General features: G+C 46.3%; 16 protein-coding genes. 8 read left to right on the forward strand and 8 right to left on the reverse strand.

Translation table 11 applies throughout. The features are described from left to right. Positions 1-27: 27 nt before the first annotated feature. From A8O14_RS03295 to A8O14_RS03305, 3 genes are read right to left on the reverse strand one after another with little or no spacing between them, the layout of a single operon-like run. Complete coding sequence (locus A8O14_RS03295) at positions 28-216, reverse strand: hypothetical protein (RefSeq protein ID WP_068948213.1); 189 nt, start codon at positions 214-216, stop codon at positions 28-30. A gap of 2 nt (positions 217-218) precedes the next feature. After that, positions 219-980, reverse strand: a complete 762-nt coding sequence (locus A8O14_RS03300) for a bestrophin-like domain (protein WP_216861539.1) — start codon at positions 978-980, stop codon at positions 219-221. A 60-nt stretch (positions 981-1040) separates the two neighbouring features. Beyond that, the gene (locus A8O14_RS03305) at positions 1041-2186 is read right to left on the reverse strand and encodes an alpha-hydroxy acid oxidase (RefSeq protein WP_068948215.1); all 1146 of its coding nucleotides are present in this window, start codon (positions 2184-2186) and stop codon (positions 1041-1043) included. A 113-nt stretch (positions 2187-2299) separates the two neighbouring features. Between A8O14_RS03305 and A8O14_RS03310 the strand changes: the two genes are divergently transcribed. From A8O14_RS03310 to A8O14_RS03335, 6 genes are all read left to right on the forward strand, one after another. Continuing rightward, a complete protein-coding gene (locus tag A8O14_RS03310) occupies positions 2300-3214 on the forward strand; it encodes a DMT family transporter (RefSeq protein ID WP_068948216.1) in 915 nt (304 codons plus the stop codon). 65 nt (positions 3215-3279) lie between these two features. After that, entirely contained in the window at positions 3280-4692 is a 1413-nt protein-coding gene (gene tcuA / locus A8O14_RS03315; RefSeq protein ID WP_068948217.1) for an FAD-dependent tricarballylate dehydrogenase TcuA, read from the forward strand. Next, entirely contained in the window at positions 4679-5824 is a 1146-nt protein-coding gene (gene tcuB, locus A8O14_RS03320; RefSeq protein ID WP_068948218.1) for a tricarballylate utilization 4Fe-4S protein TcuB, read from the forward strand. The genes tcuA and tcuB overlap by 14 nt, the downstream gene beginning before the upstream one ends. A 58-nt stretch (positions 5825-5882) precedes the next feature. Then, positions 5883-6812 carry a fumarylacetoacetate hydrolase family protein gene (locus A8O14_RS03325; RefSeq protein ID WP_068948219.1) on the forward strand — a complete coding sequence of 310 codons (930 nt, stop codon included), beginning with the start codon at positions 5883-5885 and terminating at the stop codon, positions 6810-6812. A 3-nt stretch (positions 6813-6815) separates the two neighbouring features. Further along, positions 6816-7766 (forward strand): Bug family tripartite tricarboxylate transporter substrate binding protein, encoded by a 951-nt coding sequence (locus tag A8O14_RS03330; RefSeq protein ID WP_082913084.1) that lies wholly within the window; start codon positions 6816-6818, stop codon positions 7764-7766. A gap of 54 nt (positions 7767-7820) precedes the next feature. Further along, the gene (locus tag A8O14_RS03335) at positions 7821-8969 is read left to right on the forward strand and encodes an aminotransferase class V-fold PLP-dependent enzyme (protein WP_068948220.1); all 1149 of its coding nucleotides are present in this window, start codon (positions 7821-7823) and stop codon (positions 8967-8969) included. A 79-nt stretch (positions 8970-9048) separates the two neighbouring features. Here A8O14_RS03335 and A8O14_RS03340 read toward each other — a convergent pair whose 3' ends face one another. Then, positions 9049-9678, reverse strand: a complete 630-nt coding sequence (locus A8O14_RS03340) for an FABP family protein (protein ID WP_068948221.1) — start codon at positions 9676-9678, stop codon at positions 9049-9051. Positions 9679-9759: 81 nt separating this feature from the next. Here A8O14_RS03340 and A8O14_RS03345 point away from each other — a divergent pair, with 81 nt between their 5' ends. Next, positions 9760-10035: a protein tyrosine phosphatase gene (locus tag A8O14_RS03345; protein WP_068948222.1), complete on the forward strand. Its 276-nt coding sequence runs from the start codon at positions 9760-9762 to the stop codon at positions 10033-10035. Positions 10036-10060: 25 nt separating this feature from the next. On the opposite strand, the gene A8O14_RS03350 is transcribed toward A8O14_RS03345, so the two are convergent. Both A8O14_RS03350 and A8O14_RS03355 read right to left on the reverse strand, forming a co-directional pair. After that, complete coding sequence (locus tag A8O14_RS03350) at positions 10061-11038, reverse strand: DMT family transporter (RefSeq protein ID WP_068948223.1); 978 nt, start codon at positions 11036-11038, stop codon at positions 10061-10063. A 6-nt stretch (positions 11039-11044) separates the two neighbouring features. Further along, positions 11045-11938 (reverse strand): NAD(P)H-hydrate dehydratase, encoded by an 894-nt coding sequence (locus A8O14_RS03355; RefSeq protein WP_068948224.1) that lies wholly within the window; start codon positions 11936-11938, stop codon positions 11045-11047. A gap of 64 nt (positions 11939-12002) precedes the next feature. Here A8O14_RS03355 and A8O14_RS03360 point away from each other — a divergent pair, with 64 nt between their 5' ends. After that, a complete protein-coding gene (locus A8O14_RS03360) occupies positions 12003-13418 on the forward strand; it encodes an MBL fold metallo-hydrolase RNA specificity domain-containing protein (RefSeq protein WP_068948225.1) in 1416 nt (471 codons plus the stop codon). Positions 13419-13423: 5 nt separating this feature from the next. On the opposite strand, the gene A8O14_RS03365 is transcribed toward A8O14_RS03360, so the two are convergent. Both A8O14_RS03365 and A8O14_RS03370 read right to left on the reverse strand, forming a co-directional pair. Next, positions 13424-14161 carry an ABC transporter substrate-binding protein gene (locus tag A8O14_RS03365; protein ID WP_068948226.1) on the reverse strand — a complete coding sequence of 246 codons (738 nt, stop codon included), beginning with the start codon at positions 14159-14161 and terminating at the stop codon, positions 13424-13426. 126 nt (positions 14162-14287) lie between these two features. Beyond that, positions 14288-14512 (reverse strand): hypothetical protein, encoded by a 225-nt coding sequence (locus A8O14_RS03370; protein WP_068948227.1) that lies wholly within the window; start codon positions 14510-14512, stop codon positions 14288-14290. Positions 14513-14566 lie beyond the last annotated feature (54 nt).

The raw sequence follows: 14566 nt of genomic DNA on the forward strand, positions 1-14566 counted from the left end.
ATTCCCCGCAATGGGGCTTTTCAGTGCCTAATTGAGCCTTACTTTGGCGCTCAGCTCGCTGGCTGGACCTCTTTTATCAAGCTGAGATAGTCGCAAGGCCTCAGCCTCAAAATCAAGCTGGCCAGGATGAAATTCTTCATCGTTTTGGAGATGGATAACATAAGTCCAAACCAATTCACGTCCACGGTTCTTAAATACATCAACTACACGTTTCATGGTTACCGCCTATTTGATAAATCTTGATTACTTGTTGAAGATGAATTTGTCGGACTCGTCTTGGGGTTTAAGTTTTGCTTAAGGGTAATAAGATTGCGTGGCTCAATTCGGATCACCCCGCCTCTTGGACTATCGATGTCAGCAATTAAGAAGAATGAAACTGCGGTGACAAAGGGGAAGATCATGAACAGGCCAATATTTTTCTTAAAGTTGCGAGCACCAAAGCCAACTAACATATTTGCGCATAAAGCAATTGCTGCCATCAGCGCCCATGCGGGGTAGGGGATGCGATTCCACCAAGCTGCTTGTACATAACCTTGAGAATTCAAAACATCGTTCATACCGGATAAGACGAGAGCCATTGTGGGTGATGGGTGAGTGCGGGCTATAGGGAGAACTTCGTTCCAGAGTGCGTTTTGAAGTTCATCTGTTTTTTGGTGGATTTCCGCAATCTTCCCTCTACTCTGCCTTGAGTAAAAAAGAATACGCTGATCTAGGTATTGATTTAGCAAGTCTTTTGTTCTTGCTGAGGCATTTTCAGGAAGAAGGTCCACTCTGAGGTATTCGGTGCCAATTGCATTCGCTTCGCCTTCTTCGAGGGTTTCACGATTGTCATGGCGATCAATAGCCATTGAAAAGGTAAAGCCAATGATGAGCGCCAATAAAGTCAGTGTTGCCGTTTGAATAACACCTAGATCTTCAGAGGTTTCCGTATCTTTAGTGCGATAACGGCTTAGTACTGCATTTCCAAACCAAACAGACAAAGAAAAGCAAAGGAAAGAAATTCCAAAGACTAAAACGGGGTGGTTAAGGAGATAAGAAATTTAGAAAGTTCCTGGATATAAGATATCTTTGGTCACATTCTGAATATCGCGATGACCTGTAAAGGCCATAGTGATATCTAACTCGTTGTGAATAAGCTCTAAGCACTTGGTAACACCTGCTTCACCCATGGCGCCTAAGCCATATAAAAATGGGCGACCAATCATCGTACCGCGAGCGCCTAATGCCCAAGCCTTTAGAACATCTTGTCCCGAACGAATTCCGCCATCCATCCACACTTCAATATCTTTACCAACAGCATCCACAATTCCTGGTAAAGCCTTGATACTAGAAATTGCCCCATCGAGTTGACGACCACCATGGTTAGAAACAATGAGCGCGTCTGCGCCAGAGTTTGCTGCTAGACGCGCGTCCTCTTCATCCAAGATACCTTTAATGATGAGCTTGCCGCCCCAGAGTTTTTTAATCCACTCCACATCACCCCAGTTCAGGCCTGGATCAAATTGCTCTGCGGTCCAAGAGGAGAGAGAAGACATATTACCCACGCCTGTAGCGTGACCGACGATATTACGGAAGGTTCTGCGGGGCGTCATGGCCATACCTAAGCACCAGCGTGGCTTAGTAGCCATATTGATCATATTGGCGATAGTCAGTTTTGGAGGGGCTGATAAGCCATTCTTTAAATCTTTATGGCGTTGCCCCAAAATTTGCAAATCGAGTGTCAAGACTAATGCAGAGCATTTAGCCGCTTTTGCGCGCTCAATGAGGCGTTCAATAAAGCCGCGATCTTTCATGACATAAAGTTGAAACCAAAATGGTTTGGTAGTGCGCTCTGCCACATCTTCAATCGAACAAATACTCATGGTGGATAAACAGAAGGGCACGCCAAACTTCTCGGCAGCTTTAGCTGCCAGAATTTCTCCATCGGCATGTTGCATACCAGTGAGACCAGTTGGCGCTAGCGCTACAGGCATTGCAACCTCTTCGCCCACCATCGTTGTTTTGGTGGTGCGATTGATCATATTGACCGCTACCCGTTGACGTAATTTGATTTTCTGAAAATCAGACTCATTCGCGCGGTAAGTAGATTCTGTCCAAGAGCCAGAGTCGGCATAGTCGTAGAACATCTTGGGGGTACGTTTTTGGTGGAGAACCCGCAGGTCTTCGATATTGGTGATGATAGGCACAGTAAATCCTTATTTAATAGGCTCTATCTTAGCAATACCAAGAATTTGTTTCTACAATGCTAGGGTATCCCTATTAATAGCGCCTTCACTGGGCGCCCTCTACTAACGATTGCATGCCGAAACTGACTTTTGCTACTGCCGCTTATCTATTGATCGCAACAGCCTTATGGGCTGGAAATGCGATTGCAGGGCGTTTGTTGGTAGGAAGTGTGTCGCCAATAACCTTGAGCGCAGTTCGTTGGGGTTTGGCAGCCTTACTTTTATTGCCCTTAGGTTGGCGTGTATTTAAACCAGAAAGCGCCCTATGGCAAAACAAGAAACGTTTCTTATTGTTGGGACTTTTTGGGGTTGGTAGTTATAACGTTCTGTTGTATCTTGCCCTGCAAACCTCAACAGCTATCAACGTAACTTTGATTGGCGCTAGCATGCCAATTTGGATGCTATTCATTGGCGCTGTCTTTTATCAAGTCAAACCAAATATGCTTCAGTTGATTGGAGCGCTGGTTTCGCTTCTCGGGGTTGCAATTGTGCTCACGAGAGGTGAGCTCGCCACACTTCTATCTATGCAAATGGTGATTGGTGATTTACTGATCATGTTGGCGACTATATTGTGGGCCTTCTATAGTTGGATGCTTAGTCGACCAGGAGCTAGTACCGAGCGTCAATGGCCGTGGGCAGATTTCTTAATGGCACAAGTATTGGTGGGTCTGTTGTGGACAGGATTTTTCGATGGGTTTGAAATTGCTACCGGTCATGCCTATCTTGAATTAAATCTCTGGACTGCCTCACTGATTTTATTTGTTGCAGTTGGCCCATCGCTAATTGCCTACCGTTGTTGGGGTATGGGTGTAAGTGGAGCAGGCCCTACAGTGGCAGCTTTCTTTGCCAACTTTATACCTCTGTTTACTGCCATCTTGTCTGCAGCGATGTTGGGTGAACCGCCTCAGTTATTCCACGGCATGGCGTTTGCCTTGATTGTTGCTGGGATCTGGATTTCATCAAGCCAGAGTCGATCTACTAGCGCTTGACCTGCGTCTAGGTAAAAAAGCCAAAAAAACAGTAAAGTAATTTCTTTTCTATCAAAGTCTTGGCCATGGTTGATGTATTGGTGATTGGCGGCGGTAATGCCGCTCTGTGTGCTGCCCTCATGTCGAGGGAGTCGGGCGCCAACGTCATGCTGCTTGAGGCGGCCCCCAAAGTATGGCGCGGTGGAAATTCTTCTCATACGCGCAATATCCGCGCAATGCATGATGAGCCGCAAGATGTGATGCTTGAGTCCTATAAGGAAGAAGAGTATTGGCAAGACGTCTTAAAGGTAACTGGCGGTATCACAGATGAATTTTTGGCAAGATTAGTGATACGCGCCTCCTCTCAATGTCGAGATTGGATGCGTCACCATGGCGTTCGATTTCAGCCGCCACTGTCTGGCACTCTTAACCTCTCTCGTACCAATGCATTCTTTATGGGTGGCGGTAAAGCTTTAGTCAACGCCTACTATCGCAGCGCAGAAAAGTTGGGCGTACAAATTCGTTATGAATCTCCAGTTTCATCAATTGAGATTCGTGATGGAAAATTTATAGCTGCTTATGTCGGTGCTGAGCGCATTGAAGCTAAAACATGTGTTTTAGCTGCTGGGGGTTTTGAGTCCAATCGCGAATGGCTCAAAGAGGCTTGGGGCATCAATCAGTATGGCGAGTCTCCTGCAGATAATTTTTTAATTCGCGGTACTCGATATAACAATGGCGTGCTACTGAAGCAACTTATTTCTCTGGGGGCTGACTCGGTAAGCGACCCCACCCAAGCTCATATGGTTGCCGTAGACGCTCGTGCACCTTTATACGACGGCGGCATCTGCACTCGTATTGATGCAGTTTCTTTTGGCATTGTTGTGAATAAAAACGCGCAACGCTTTTCAGATGAGGGTGAAGATTTCTGGCCCAAGCGCTATGCATTTTGGGGCAGATTGGTTGCGCAGCAACCGGGGCAGATCGGATACTCCATTATTGACTCCAAAGTATTAGGCCGCTTCATGCCGCCGGTATTTCCAGGTGAGAAGGCGGATACCTTAGAGGAATTGGCAGGCAAATTGGGCTTGGATCCTAAAGCACTTCAAGAAACGGTGAAGACTTATAACGCTGCTTGTCGAGTTGGTACTTTCGATCACACCATCTTAGATGATTGTCATACCGAAGGTTTGGAGCCAGCAAAGACTCACTGGGCTTTGCCAATAGACACAGGACCTTTTTATGGTTACGCAGTTCGCCCTGGGGTGACCTTTACCTATTTGGGTTTAAAGACTGATGACACTGCTGCTGTGCGCTTTAAGGGCGTACCCAGTTCAAATTTATTTGTTGCTGGAGAGATGATGGCGGGGAATGTCTTAGGCAAAGGATATGCCGCCGGTATTGGCATGGCAATTGGCACCGTCTTTGGTCGCATTGCAGGAACGCAGGCTGCTAAGGCAGTAAAAAATCAATCTCTGAAGGCTGAATATGCAGCAACTTAATTCGCTTATTCGGGAAGCAAGTGATTTGGCAATGGGAACACCAGAGTCAGAGGCGGATCGTATGCTTCAAATTTGTAATGCTTGTCGGTATTGCGAAGGATTTTGTGCAGTGTTCCCTGCAATGACCCGTCGCATTGAGTTCACGCCGAGCGTGGTTTACTATTTAGCCAACCTGTGCCATAACTGTGGCGCCTGTCTTCATGCCTGCCAATATGCGCCTCCTCATGAGTTTGCGGTAAATATTCCGATGGTGATGGCGCAGTTGCGCAAAGAAACTTATATGAGTTATGCCTGGCCACGCATGATGGGTGAGCTATACAAAATCAATGGTGTGGCAGTAGCGCTGAGTGCCTCAGTTTCAGTGATGGTTTTTCTGTTACTCGCGCTTGCACTAAACGGAAAATTTTTTGGTGGCGTCCTAGATGGAAACTTCTATGCTGTTTTTCCACACAACACCTTAGTTATGATCTTTGGCATCGTATTTGGGTTTGCCATTTTGGCGCTGGCAATTGGGCTCACTCGTTTTTGGCAGGAGATGTCGCCAGGTAGGGCTTCGGGTGGGGCAGTTGCTGAAGCTACTCATGATGCGCTGACTCTGAAGTATCTTGGCGGTGGCCATGGAGATGGTTGCAATAATGAAGATGATGCATTTTCTTTATGGCGCAAGCGTTTTCATCATTTCACTTTCTATGGCTTCATGCTGTGTTTTGCAGCAACAAGCGTCGCAACGATTTATCACTACTTCTTAGGCCTGCATGCACCGTATGCACTCAATAGCTTGCCTGTTATTTTGGGCACGCTTGGTGGAGTGGGGCTAGTAATCGGGCCAGTTGGTTTGCTCTATTTAAATATCCAAAGAGATCCAGCTCATGGGGATCGTTCCCAGAAGCCTATGGATAGAGCATTCATTGTGCTGCTCCTGTTGATTAGCATTTCTGGTCTTGGACTATTGGCATATCGAGATACTGTTTCAATGTCGATCTGGCTAGTTGTCCATCTTGGTTTTGTAATGGGCTTATTTTTGACCATGCCATACGGTAAATTTGCGCATGGCTTTTATAGGCTTGCCGCTTTATTGAAGAACTCAATTGAAAAGCGCCAGAAAAACCATTTGCAATTTGGAGCGGATTAATATTTCACTAGCCATAAAGTATTAGCAGTAAAAATAAAATAAAACAGAAGAAAAGAAAATGAGACTAATTACCTTTACCCGTGCTGGTTCAAATCACCCTGAAATCGGTGCTCGTTTACCCAATCCATCTGGTGATCAAATCCTGCCCTTTGTAGATGTTGCGAAGCAGTTGGGGATTGCTGATTTCCCAGGCGATATGAAATCTTTTCTGCGCGCCGGAAGTGGGGCGATGGAACAGGCCAAGTCATGGGTGGCTAGTTCAGGTGATTACACATCTTTATTGATCAGCCCCAAAGCGATTAGCTATTTGCCGCCAATTACTGATGCCGAGAAATTTCTCTGTGTTGGAAAAAACTATCGTACACACTTAGAAGAGCTTAAGCGTACAAACTTGATTAAAGAGATTCCTCAAGAACCCACCTCATTTATCAAGTTGAACTCTTGCTTGTCTGGTCATGAAGCAAAAGTAGTGCGCCCCAAAGGAATTACGCGTTTGGATTACGAGCCTGAATTGGTTTTTGTGATTGGCAAAAGAGCCTTGGGGGCAAAAAAGGCTGAGGCCATGGATTATGTTGCTGGCGTCACTATTCTGAATGATTTGACTTGCCGTGATTTGCAACTGCGCGAAGTGGCATCAGGTTCTCGTTTTTGGACCGGCAAAAATATTCCAGGCTTTGGCCCTTTAGGCCCTGAGATTGTCACCATTGATGAGATTCCAGATGTCTATAACTTGTGGATGACCTGTTCTGTTAACGGACAAGAGCGCATGCGTGTCAACACAGTTGATCAGATTTGGAAGATCTCCGATATCTTGGAGCATTTCTCTCGCTTTATCCCAATCGAAGCAGGGGATATGTTTTCTACGGGCGCGCCTGGAGGCGTTGCTGTCGGCAAAGAAAATGCTGAAGACTTATATCTAAAGCCAGGCGATGTTGTTGAGTGCGCAATCGATGGAATTTCTACTTTGCGTACCACCATCGTTGAGTAAAAAATGATGAAGCGGATTTGGCGATGGGTATTAATCTTGCTGTATTGCGCGATTCTTGTGCCCTGCATAGCTAACGCAGCTGATATTTATCCATCTAAGCCGATTAAAGTGATTGTGCCGTTTCCACCAGGCGGTGGGGCAGACACCTTAATTCGTTTGATTGCACCAACGGTTGGCGAGTTGTGGAAGCAGTCAATTGTTATTGAAAATCGACCAGGTGCAAGTGGCTTAATTGGCGCTGACTTAGTTGCGCAGTCCCCGGCTGATGGATATACCTTGTTGATGGGTTCTACAGCAGCTGTCACGGAAAAAAATGTGACACAGTTTTCACCAGTGGCTTTAGTCTCAGCCTCGCCATATGTAGTCACTGTGAATTCAGCGTTGAATATCAGCTCCGTCAAATCCTTGATTGCTTATGCAAATGCAAATCCTGGAAAGTTACGCTACGGCTCCTCTGGCCCGGGTTCAGCATCGCATCTTGCTGGAGAATTATTTGCATCGATGGCGGGGGTGACATTGCTGCATGTTCCATATAAAGGAACGGGGCAGGCCTTAACGGATTTGTTGGCAGGACACATTGATTTAATGTTTGCGCCAGCGCAAACCGTGATGCCTCAAATTGAATCTGGAAAATTATTGGCTCTAGCGCAAACAGGGGCTAAGCGTTCAGAAGCATTGCCTAATATTTCAACTGTTTCTGAGGCTGGGTTGCCGGGTTATAACGCAGTAGGTTGGTTTGGATTATTTGCACCCGCCAATACCCCAAAACCAGTAGTGCAAAAGATTAATCAGACCGTCATGTTTGTATTGGGCCAAGAAAGAATTCGCAAGGCAATGTTGGAGCGGGGGAGTGACCCTGCTAGCGGTAGTGCTGAGGAATTTGCTGCTTTTTTGCGTCTAGATCAGTCAAAATGGGCCAAATTGGTCAAGGACAAAAAGGTTGCGGTGCAATAAATGCTTAAATCGGTATCATTTAGGGCTAATCACTGAAATTCCCAGGAAATCACTATGCCAGGCTTACTTCCCAATGTTGATCCAGATGGATTGTTAGAGTTCTCGGTTGTTTACACCGACCGATCTTTAAATCACATGTCTGAAGAGTTCAAACGTGTGATGGTGGATATCTCTAGCGTTCTCAAAGATGCGTATAACGCGAGCTCCGCCGTCATCGTTCCTGGTAGTGGCACTTTCGGTATGGAAGCGGTTGCCCGTCAGTTTGCTAGCAAGCAAAAGTGCTTGGTACTGCGTAATGGCTGGTTCAGTTACCGTTGGACCCAAATTTTTGATTTAGACCATATCTCTGAGGATGTCACCGTCATCAAAGGTCGTCAGCTAGAAAATTCTGCGCAAGGTGTTTTTGCCCCTGCGCCGATTGAAGAAGTCGTGGCTTTTATTAAGAAAGAAAAGCCAGCAGTTGTATTTGCTCCTCACGTAGAAACATCGGCTGGCATCATCTTGCCTGATGATTACCTCAAAGCAGTTGGTGAAGCAGTTCGCTCTGTCAATGGTTTATTTGTTCTTGATTGCATTGCTTCAGGCGCAATGTGGGTTGATATGAAAGCATGCAACGTAGATGTGCTAATCACTGCCCCGCAAAAAGGCTGGAGCAGTTCTCCATGCTGCGCTTTGATCGCCTTGGGTGACAGGGCTCGTGAGCGCATTGATGCAACTCAAAGCAGTAGCTTCTCGATGGACTTGAAGAAGTGGTTGCAAATCATGGAAGCCTACGAAAAAGGTGGGCATGTGTATCACACCACTATGCCTACTGATGCGCTCAAGATTTTGCGCAACGTCATGAAAGAAACTCAGTCTCTTGGTTTTGCTGCTCTCAAAGCTAAACAGGTTGAGCTTGGCACTAAAGTGCGTGAGCTACTTGTTTCTAAAGGCTATCACTCAGTTTCTGCAAAGGGCTTCCAGGCTCCTGGCGTGGTTGTGAGCTACACCAAAGATCCAGATATCCAGTCTGGCAAAAAGTTTATTGCTCTTGGATTGCAAACTGCTGCTGGAGTACCTTTGCAGTGCGATGAGAGACCAGACTTCCGTACATTCCGCATTGGTTTGTTTGGTTTAGAGAAATTGGGCCATGTAGATCGCACCGTTGGTCATCTGGCTGCTGCACTAGAGAAAATTACTGAGGCAGAAGCACAGCCTGCGTAATGCGGTATTAGAAAAACTAAAGGCCATCGAATGATGGCCTTTTTTATTGCCCGGAGAATGTCATTGCCTAGTGAATGCCTTATCGGGCCAGTGGATTTGGAGTCGCTTCACTTATCTTATGTAGCCTGTTGTTATCTACGTGATGAAATAGCTCCGCCTGATCTTTAATCTTCATCACGGTATCTTGTTCATAAGACCAGGTGCCATCATCATGAATATTTACCTGAATGCGAAACTCTACCGTTCTAAAAGCGTAATCTAAAAATGGATTCGATGAGATGCCTGAACATCGATCGTCTTCTTTGGCAATCAATTCAAACTGCCGTGCGTTTGGGATTGCTTTACCCGAAGCCATCGTAATCATTCCGCGTGGAATAGAGAGGGTATGAATAATGCTACCAGTGGCGGGCTCCCATAGCCAATAGCCAACTTGGTCATGATAGGTTTTGACTTGGTCAGGCTTGGTGATATGAGTGTGGTACCTCAAGCCATAAAAGAGTTGAGGCCCATTAGTCTGCGGGTCAATTGGCTGAAGTTCCATGCGCTCTACATAGGCTTGTTTACGGGGGCCATCTGCTTTTGGTTTGACGTCTAAACCACGGACGCCTTCCCAAATCCCCGCCATACCTGTGAGGGGGCCAAGATTGTTGAGGGTATCCACCGAGTAGCCCTGGGGCTCGGTGAAGATATCACTTGGAAAATCACTCATGGCTTACCTTATAAAAATGAAGCATTTATGTCAGATTTTTGAGTATTATTAAATTATCCACAAACCTTCATGGAGAATTGCATGATTTCTCGTATCGCTCGCCTCAGCCTAGTAATGCTTATTTCAGTAACGATTGGTCTATCACCAATCTCTGTAATGGCTGCTGATCCTGCTCCTGCCCCAGCTGCCGCCCCGGCACCAGCTCCAGTAGCTGCGCCAGCACCTGCTGCAGTACCTACCGATAAGGCAGCTGCTAAGAAGGCAAAGAAACAAGCAAAGAAGGAAAAGAAAGCTGAGAAAAAAGCCAAGAAGAAATCAAAGAAAAAAGCTAAAGCTACAGAGCCAGCAGCTCAGTAAGCTTTAATCGATTTCACTTGACCCCTCAGTTGAGGGGCTCAACTTCATCAAAGTCATCTGATTTTTTAAAGTCTGGTGACTTTTTTCTTGGGGCATCATTACGTACTAGCAACCACATGGCAGCCATGACGAGAGCCATCCCAGAAATTTGCATCCAAGTAATTGGCTCAGACAAAATAAAGTAGCCCAGAAAAATAGTGGATACCGGACCTAATATGCCTGCTTGTGCTACCAGTGGAGAGCCAATGCGATTGATGGCAATCATGATTAGCAGCATCGGAATCACTGTGCACAAACTTGCATTGAGAAGGCTGAGCCAGTAGACCTGAGTGGACTGTTCCAATACTGCGCTAGGGTTGTAAAGGGAGGACTGAATCACGCTCAATACTGCAGAAGCAGAGCTGGCATAGACCACGAGACGGACGCTACCAATACGCTTGACCATCTCGCCTGAATCAATCATATAGACGGCGTAACTACATGCGCTGCCAAAGACTAGCAGCATCCCCAACCAAGCATGGATACCAGTCGAGCTCGCATCTTGGATGAATACGACAAATACACCGAGGTATCCGACCACCAGTGCATACCACTGCATCCGCGAAATATTTTTATTTAAAGCAAAGTAGGAGATGAGTAGAACAATTGTTGGGGTGAGATAGAGAACGATGCGCTCCAATCCAACCGAGATGTATTGGAGTCCCAGAAAATCAATATAGCTTGATAAAAAATAACCCAAGAAGCCAAGGAAAAAGAGCTTTCCACGATCAAGCCAAGTAATGGGGTTCATCGGCTTTCTGCGAGACTCCCACCAGTAGACGCCCCAGAACATTGGAAGAGCCATTAACATGCGCAAAGCTAATAACGTTTCTGCATTGGCGCCATATCCAAAAGCCAGCTTGACTAAAACGGCTTTACCCGAAAAAAGCATAGAGCCTATTCCGGCTATCAAAATGCCATAGAGATAAGGTCGGTGATGATGTGCTGCGCTAACAGATTGCATACCGTTTTATAACAGCTTATTAAGTAGGCGTCTCATTTCAAGGATGGTCTCTGAGGGGGTGAGCCCAATAGGACCAACCCCTTTTTGAACCAGGCTATCTGCGGCCATGGCATGGAGTTGAACGGCGATGCAGCCAGCATCCCAGAGATCAAGGTGATGACGTACGCCTTGGGCTGCAATAGCTGTAATGCTACCGGTTAGTACATCCCCCATGCCGCCTGTACCCATTCCGGGATTGCCTGCTTCACATTGAACAGCAGAGTGTAGCGGCCCTGCAATTAAAGTGTGCTGGCCTTTGAGAACAATAATCGACTGTGTGAGGGCGACTAAGTTTTGGAGTGACTGTGAACGGTCTGCTTGAATCTGCGCAGTCGTAGATTTTAATAATCTAGCGGCTTCCCCTGGGTGGGGTGTCAGAATACTTTGACCGGGAAACTGTTGATTGCGCTTTTGTAGTGCATTTAGCAAATCGCCTGAGTCTGCAATCAGATTTAAAGCATCAGCATCAATGATGAGTGGCGCTCTAGGATAGTTTAAGGATGCGATTAGCCATTCAATTGCTAATGCAGAATGACCTAATCCTGGGCCGATCGCAATGACATCAGGCTGACTTTGATTTAATGCTTTTACTGCATCTTCTTTTGCTAGACGAATCATGAGCTCTGCTTGCTCACTATCTGCATGAGCTGATGCGGGGTCAAGCATGTCTATGATGGTCCATCCAGCACCAAGGTAAAGACAAGCTTTGCCAGCAAGTAGTAGAGCACCCGCCATCCCAGGGGCGCCGCCAATTAAGATAGCTTTACCAGCATCACCCTTGTGCTCAGACGGCGCGCGCTTGAGCCGCTCGACTATGTCAGGGGAGTGAAGTACATCTAGCTTGGTAGGTAATGCAGGCATATCAATAGTATCGCTCTGAATCGATGGGGCTTGAGATCATTTTAAGAGAGAGTATGCTCAAGTCATGAAGATTCAATTTCTTGGTGCTGCAGGTGAAGTGACCGGATCCCGACATTCGGTGGTGGTTCATTCGGCTGGAAGGACTCGGCATTTTATGGTGGACTATGGAATGTTCCAAGGAGGGCGTGAGGCCACAAATAAAAACTTAGAGCCTTTACCATTCGCCCCAAAAGATTTGGATTTTATTGTTTTGACGCATGCTCATATTGATCATAGCGGTCTCTTGCCACGTTTGTGTGCACAGGGATTTAAGGGTCCGATCTATTGCACCAAAGCCAGTTATGAGTTACTCAATATTCTGTTGCCAGACAGTGCGCATTTGCAGTTTGCCGATCTTGAGCGGGCAGAACGAAAAGCCAAGCAAGGCAAGTGGCATGGAGAGATGCCGATTGCCTTGTACTCTCGAGAAGAGGTGGAGATGACGCTGACGCAATTTGAGCCCCTTGAATACGGTCAAGTGCTTGAACTTGCACCTGGCATTACTTTGGAGTTTCGCAATGCTGGACATATATTGGGCTCGGCAATTGCGGTAATGGATATTCAAGAGGATGGCGCACAGAAAAAACGCTGTGTCTTTTCAGGAGATATCGGCATGAAAGGTAAGGTGCTTATGCCTGACCCTGATTTAATTTCGCAAGCTGATGTAGTGGTGGTGGAGTCTACTTATGGCGATCGTTTGCATCGCAGCTTAAGCGAGACCGAGGATGAGTTAGTAGAAGTAATCACTTCAACAATGAAGGCCCAAGGTAATGTCATCATTCCTGCATTTGCCGTAGGGCGTACTCAAGAGATTATTTTCTTGCTCATTGACTTGGTGAGAAAGGGCCGTCTTCCGCATTTGGCTATTTGGGTTGACTCTCCGATGGCAACTGCAGCTACCCATTTAACAGAGCGTTACTTCGCCCAACTAGATGTACAAACCCAATCCACCTTTGATTGGTACAAAAATAATCCTAGCGCTGTAGATCTCCGCTTTATTGCAGATGTTGAAGAATCTAAAGCACTCAATAAGATTAAGGGTGGTGCGATCATTATTTCAGCGAGTGGTATGTGTGATGCCGGCAGAATCATTCATCACCTCGCCAACAATTTACCGCGATCCCAAAACGCTATCGTCATAACAGGCTTTCAGGCTTATGGAAGTTTAGGTAGGCGCTTGGTGGATAAGGTGCAAAAGGTAAGGTTGTTTGGTGAGGATGTGCCAGTTAAAGCATCGGTCCATACCATTGGTGGTTTATCGGCCCATGCCGATCAAGCAGGTTTATTGGATTGGTTGCGCGGCTTTCAGTCACCCCCAAAAACCGCCTTCGTAGTTCATGGTGAGCCGGAGTCAGCTTCTGTATTTGCCGAATGTATTCGGGAAGATCTCGGCTGGAACAATGTGATCATTCCTGAGCGCATGCATACTTATGACTGCTAGTTAAATTACTCAGCGACTTTGGCACCCTCAATCTTGTGGCGTTGCATCGCTTGGGCTACAAAACCAGATTGCTTTAATTGGGTAATCACCTCACTTAAGTAGGCATTTGTTTTTTCATATTGAGGTCTTGCTTTCGGAATGCCAATCGCTTGATTGATTACCATAAAGCGCCCTGGCAACATCCGCAAACCATCATACCGTTTGGCATCACTCTCTAACTGTTGCTTCACGCCAGCGGCTACATTGCCTTTGCCTGACATGAAATCATCTATTACCGCTTGAGAACTTGCCGCTCTCAATAGGGTGGCATGTTTGATTTCTCGTGTAAGGTAGAGATCATAGGCGCTACCTTTGCCAACGACGATTTCGTTACTAGCCACATCAACCTGCTCATTATTTTGAATGGGGGAGTTCGCTTTAACCATATAAGCACCTTCAATCTGGATATACGCTGGGGTATAGCTGATATCAGCACCTCTGACTGGATCGATCGCCACAAAAACCAGATCAATTTCACCTGTCTTAACAGCATCAACAGTATTGCCCGCACTTTTAAAGGGAATAAGTTTGATAGGCAGACCAATTCGTTTGCCGATCTCGTTAGCAATATCAATTGTTACACCCTGAGGTTGATGGGTGATGGAATCTTCATTTGCTAAGACGGGGTTGCCTAAATTAATGCCAACACGAAGAGTGCCTGTTGGAGCAAAAGAGGAAATCATTGCAGGGTCAATAGTTTTCATGGGGCGAGAAGTCTGGCTATAGCTAGATTGGGAAATACACAGTATTGCGAGGAGAAAGAGGATCTTCTTCATGAAGCGAGGATAAAAAAACCGCGGCGAACCGCGGTTTTACTTGCTGTCAAATAATTACTTCTTTGCATCAGCCGCAGGAGCTGCTGCAGGTGCAACTGGAGCAGCTGCAGGTGCAACTGGAGCAGCTGCAGGTGCATCTTTCTTGGCTTCTTCAACGTGAGTTGCTTCGGCACCATGTTTTTCGCCGCTCATATCAACGTTGCCGTCGCCCTTGAGGAGTAAATAGGCAGTGGCACCAATTAATACTAGTACCATAATGATGATTGAACGATTGCTCATGGATTTTCCTTCGGTTTAGTTGAAATTCTGCCAATATTAACCCTACTTAAGTCC

Source organism: Polynucleobacter wuianus, assembly GCF_001659725.1.
Classification (GTDB): Bacteria; Pseudomonadota; Gammaproteobacteria; order Burkholderiales; family Burkholderiaceae; genus Polynucleobacter; species Polynucleobacter wuianus.

Excerpts from the sequence above, each read along its gene's own strand:
- A8O14_RS03360 (WP_068948225.1), top strand. The coding sequence starts at position 12,003 with ATGAAGATTCAATTTCTTGGTGCTGCAGGTGAAGTGACCGGATCCCGA.
- A8O14_RS03295 (WP_068948213.1), bottom strand. The coding sequence starts at position 216 with ATGAAACGTGTAGTTGATGTATTTAAGAACCGTGGACGTGAATTGGTT.
- A8O14_RS03330 (WP_082913084.1), top strand. The coding sequence starts at position 6,816 with ATGATGAAGCGGATTTGGCGATGGGTATTAATCTTGCTGTATTGCGCG.
- A8O14_RS03365 (WP_068948226.1), bottom strand. The coding sequence starts at position 14,161 with ATGAAAACTATTGACCCTGCAATGATTTCCTCTTTTGCTCCAACAGGC.
- A8O14_RS03335 (WP_068948220.1), top strand. The coding sequence starts at position 7,821 with ATGCCAGGCTTACTTCCCAATGTTGATCCAGATGGATTGTTAGAGTTC.
- A8O14_RS03310 (WP_068948216.1), top strand. The coding sequence starts at position 2,300 with ATGCCGAAACTGACTTTTGCTACTGCCGCTTATCTATTGATCGCAACA.
- A8O14_RS03340 (WP_068948221.1), bottom strand. The coding sequence starts at position 9,678 with ATGAGTGATTTTCCAAGTGATATCTTCACCGAGCCCCAGGGCTACTCG.
- tcuA (WP_068948217.1), top strand. The coding sequence starts at position 3,280 with ATGGTTGATGTATTGGTGATTGGCGGCGGTAATGCCGCTCTGTGTGCT.
- A8O14_RS03325 (WP_068948219.1), top strand. The coding sequence starts at position 5,883 with ATGAGACTAATTACCTTTACCCGTGCTGGTTCAAATCACCCTGAAATC.
- A8O14_RS03370 (WP_068948227.1), bottom strand. The coding sequence starts at position 14,512 with ATGAGCAATCGTTCAATCATCATTATGGTACTAGTATTAATTGGTGCC.
- A8O14_RS03355 (WP_068948224.1), bottom strand. The coding sequence starts at position 11,938 with ATGCCTGCATTACCTACCAAGCTAGATGTACTTCACTCCCCTGACATA.
- A8O14_RS03345 (WP_068948222.1), top strand. The coding sequence starts at position 9,760 with ATGATTTCTCGTATCGCTCGCCTCAGCCTAGTAATGCTTATTTCAGTA.
- A8O14_RS03350 (WP_068948223.1), bottom strand. The coding sequence starts at position 11,038 with ATGCAATCTGTTAGCGCAGCACATCATCACCGACCTTATCTCTATGGC.
- tcuB (WP_068948218.1), top strand. The coding sequence starts at position 4,679 with ATGCAGCAACTTAATTCGCTTATTCGGGAAGCAAGTGATTTGGCAATG.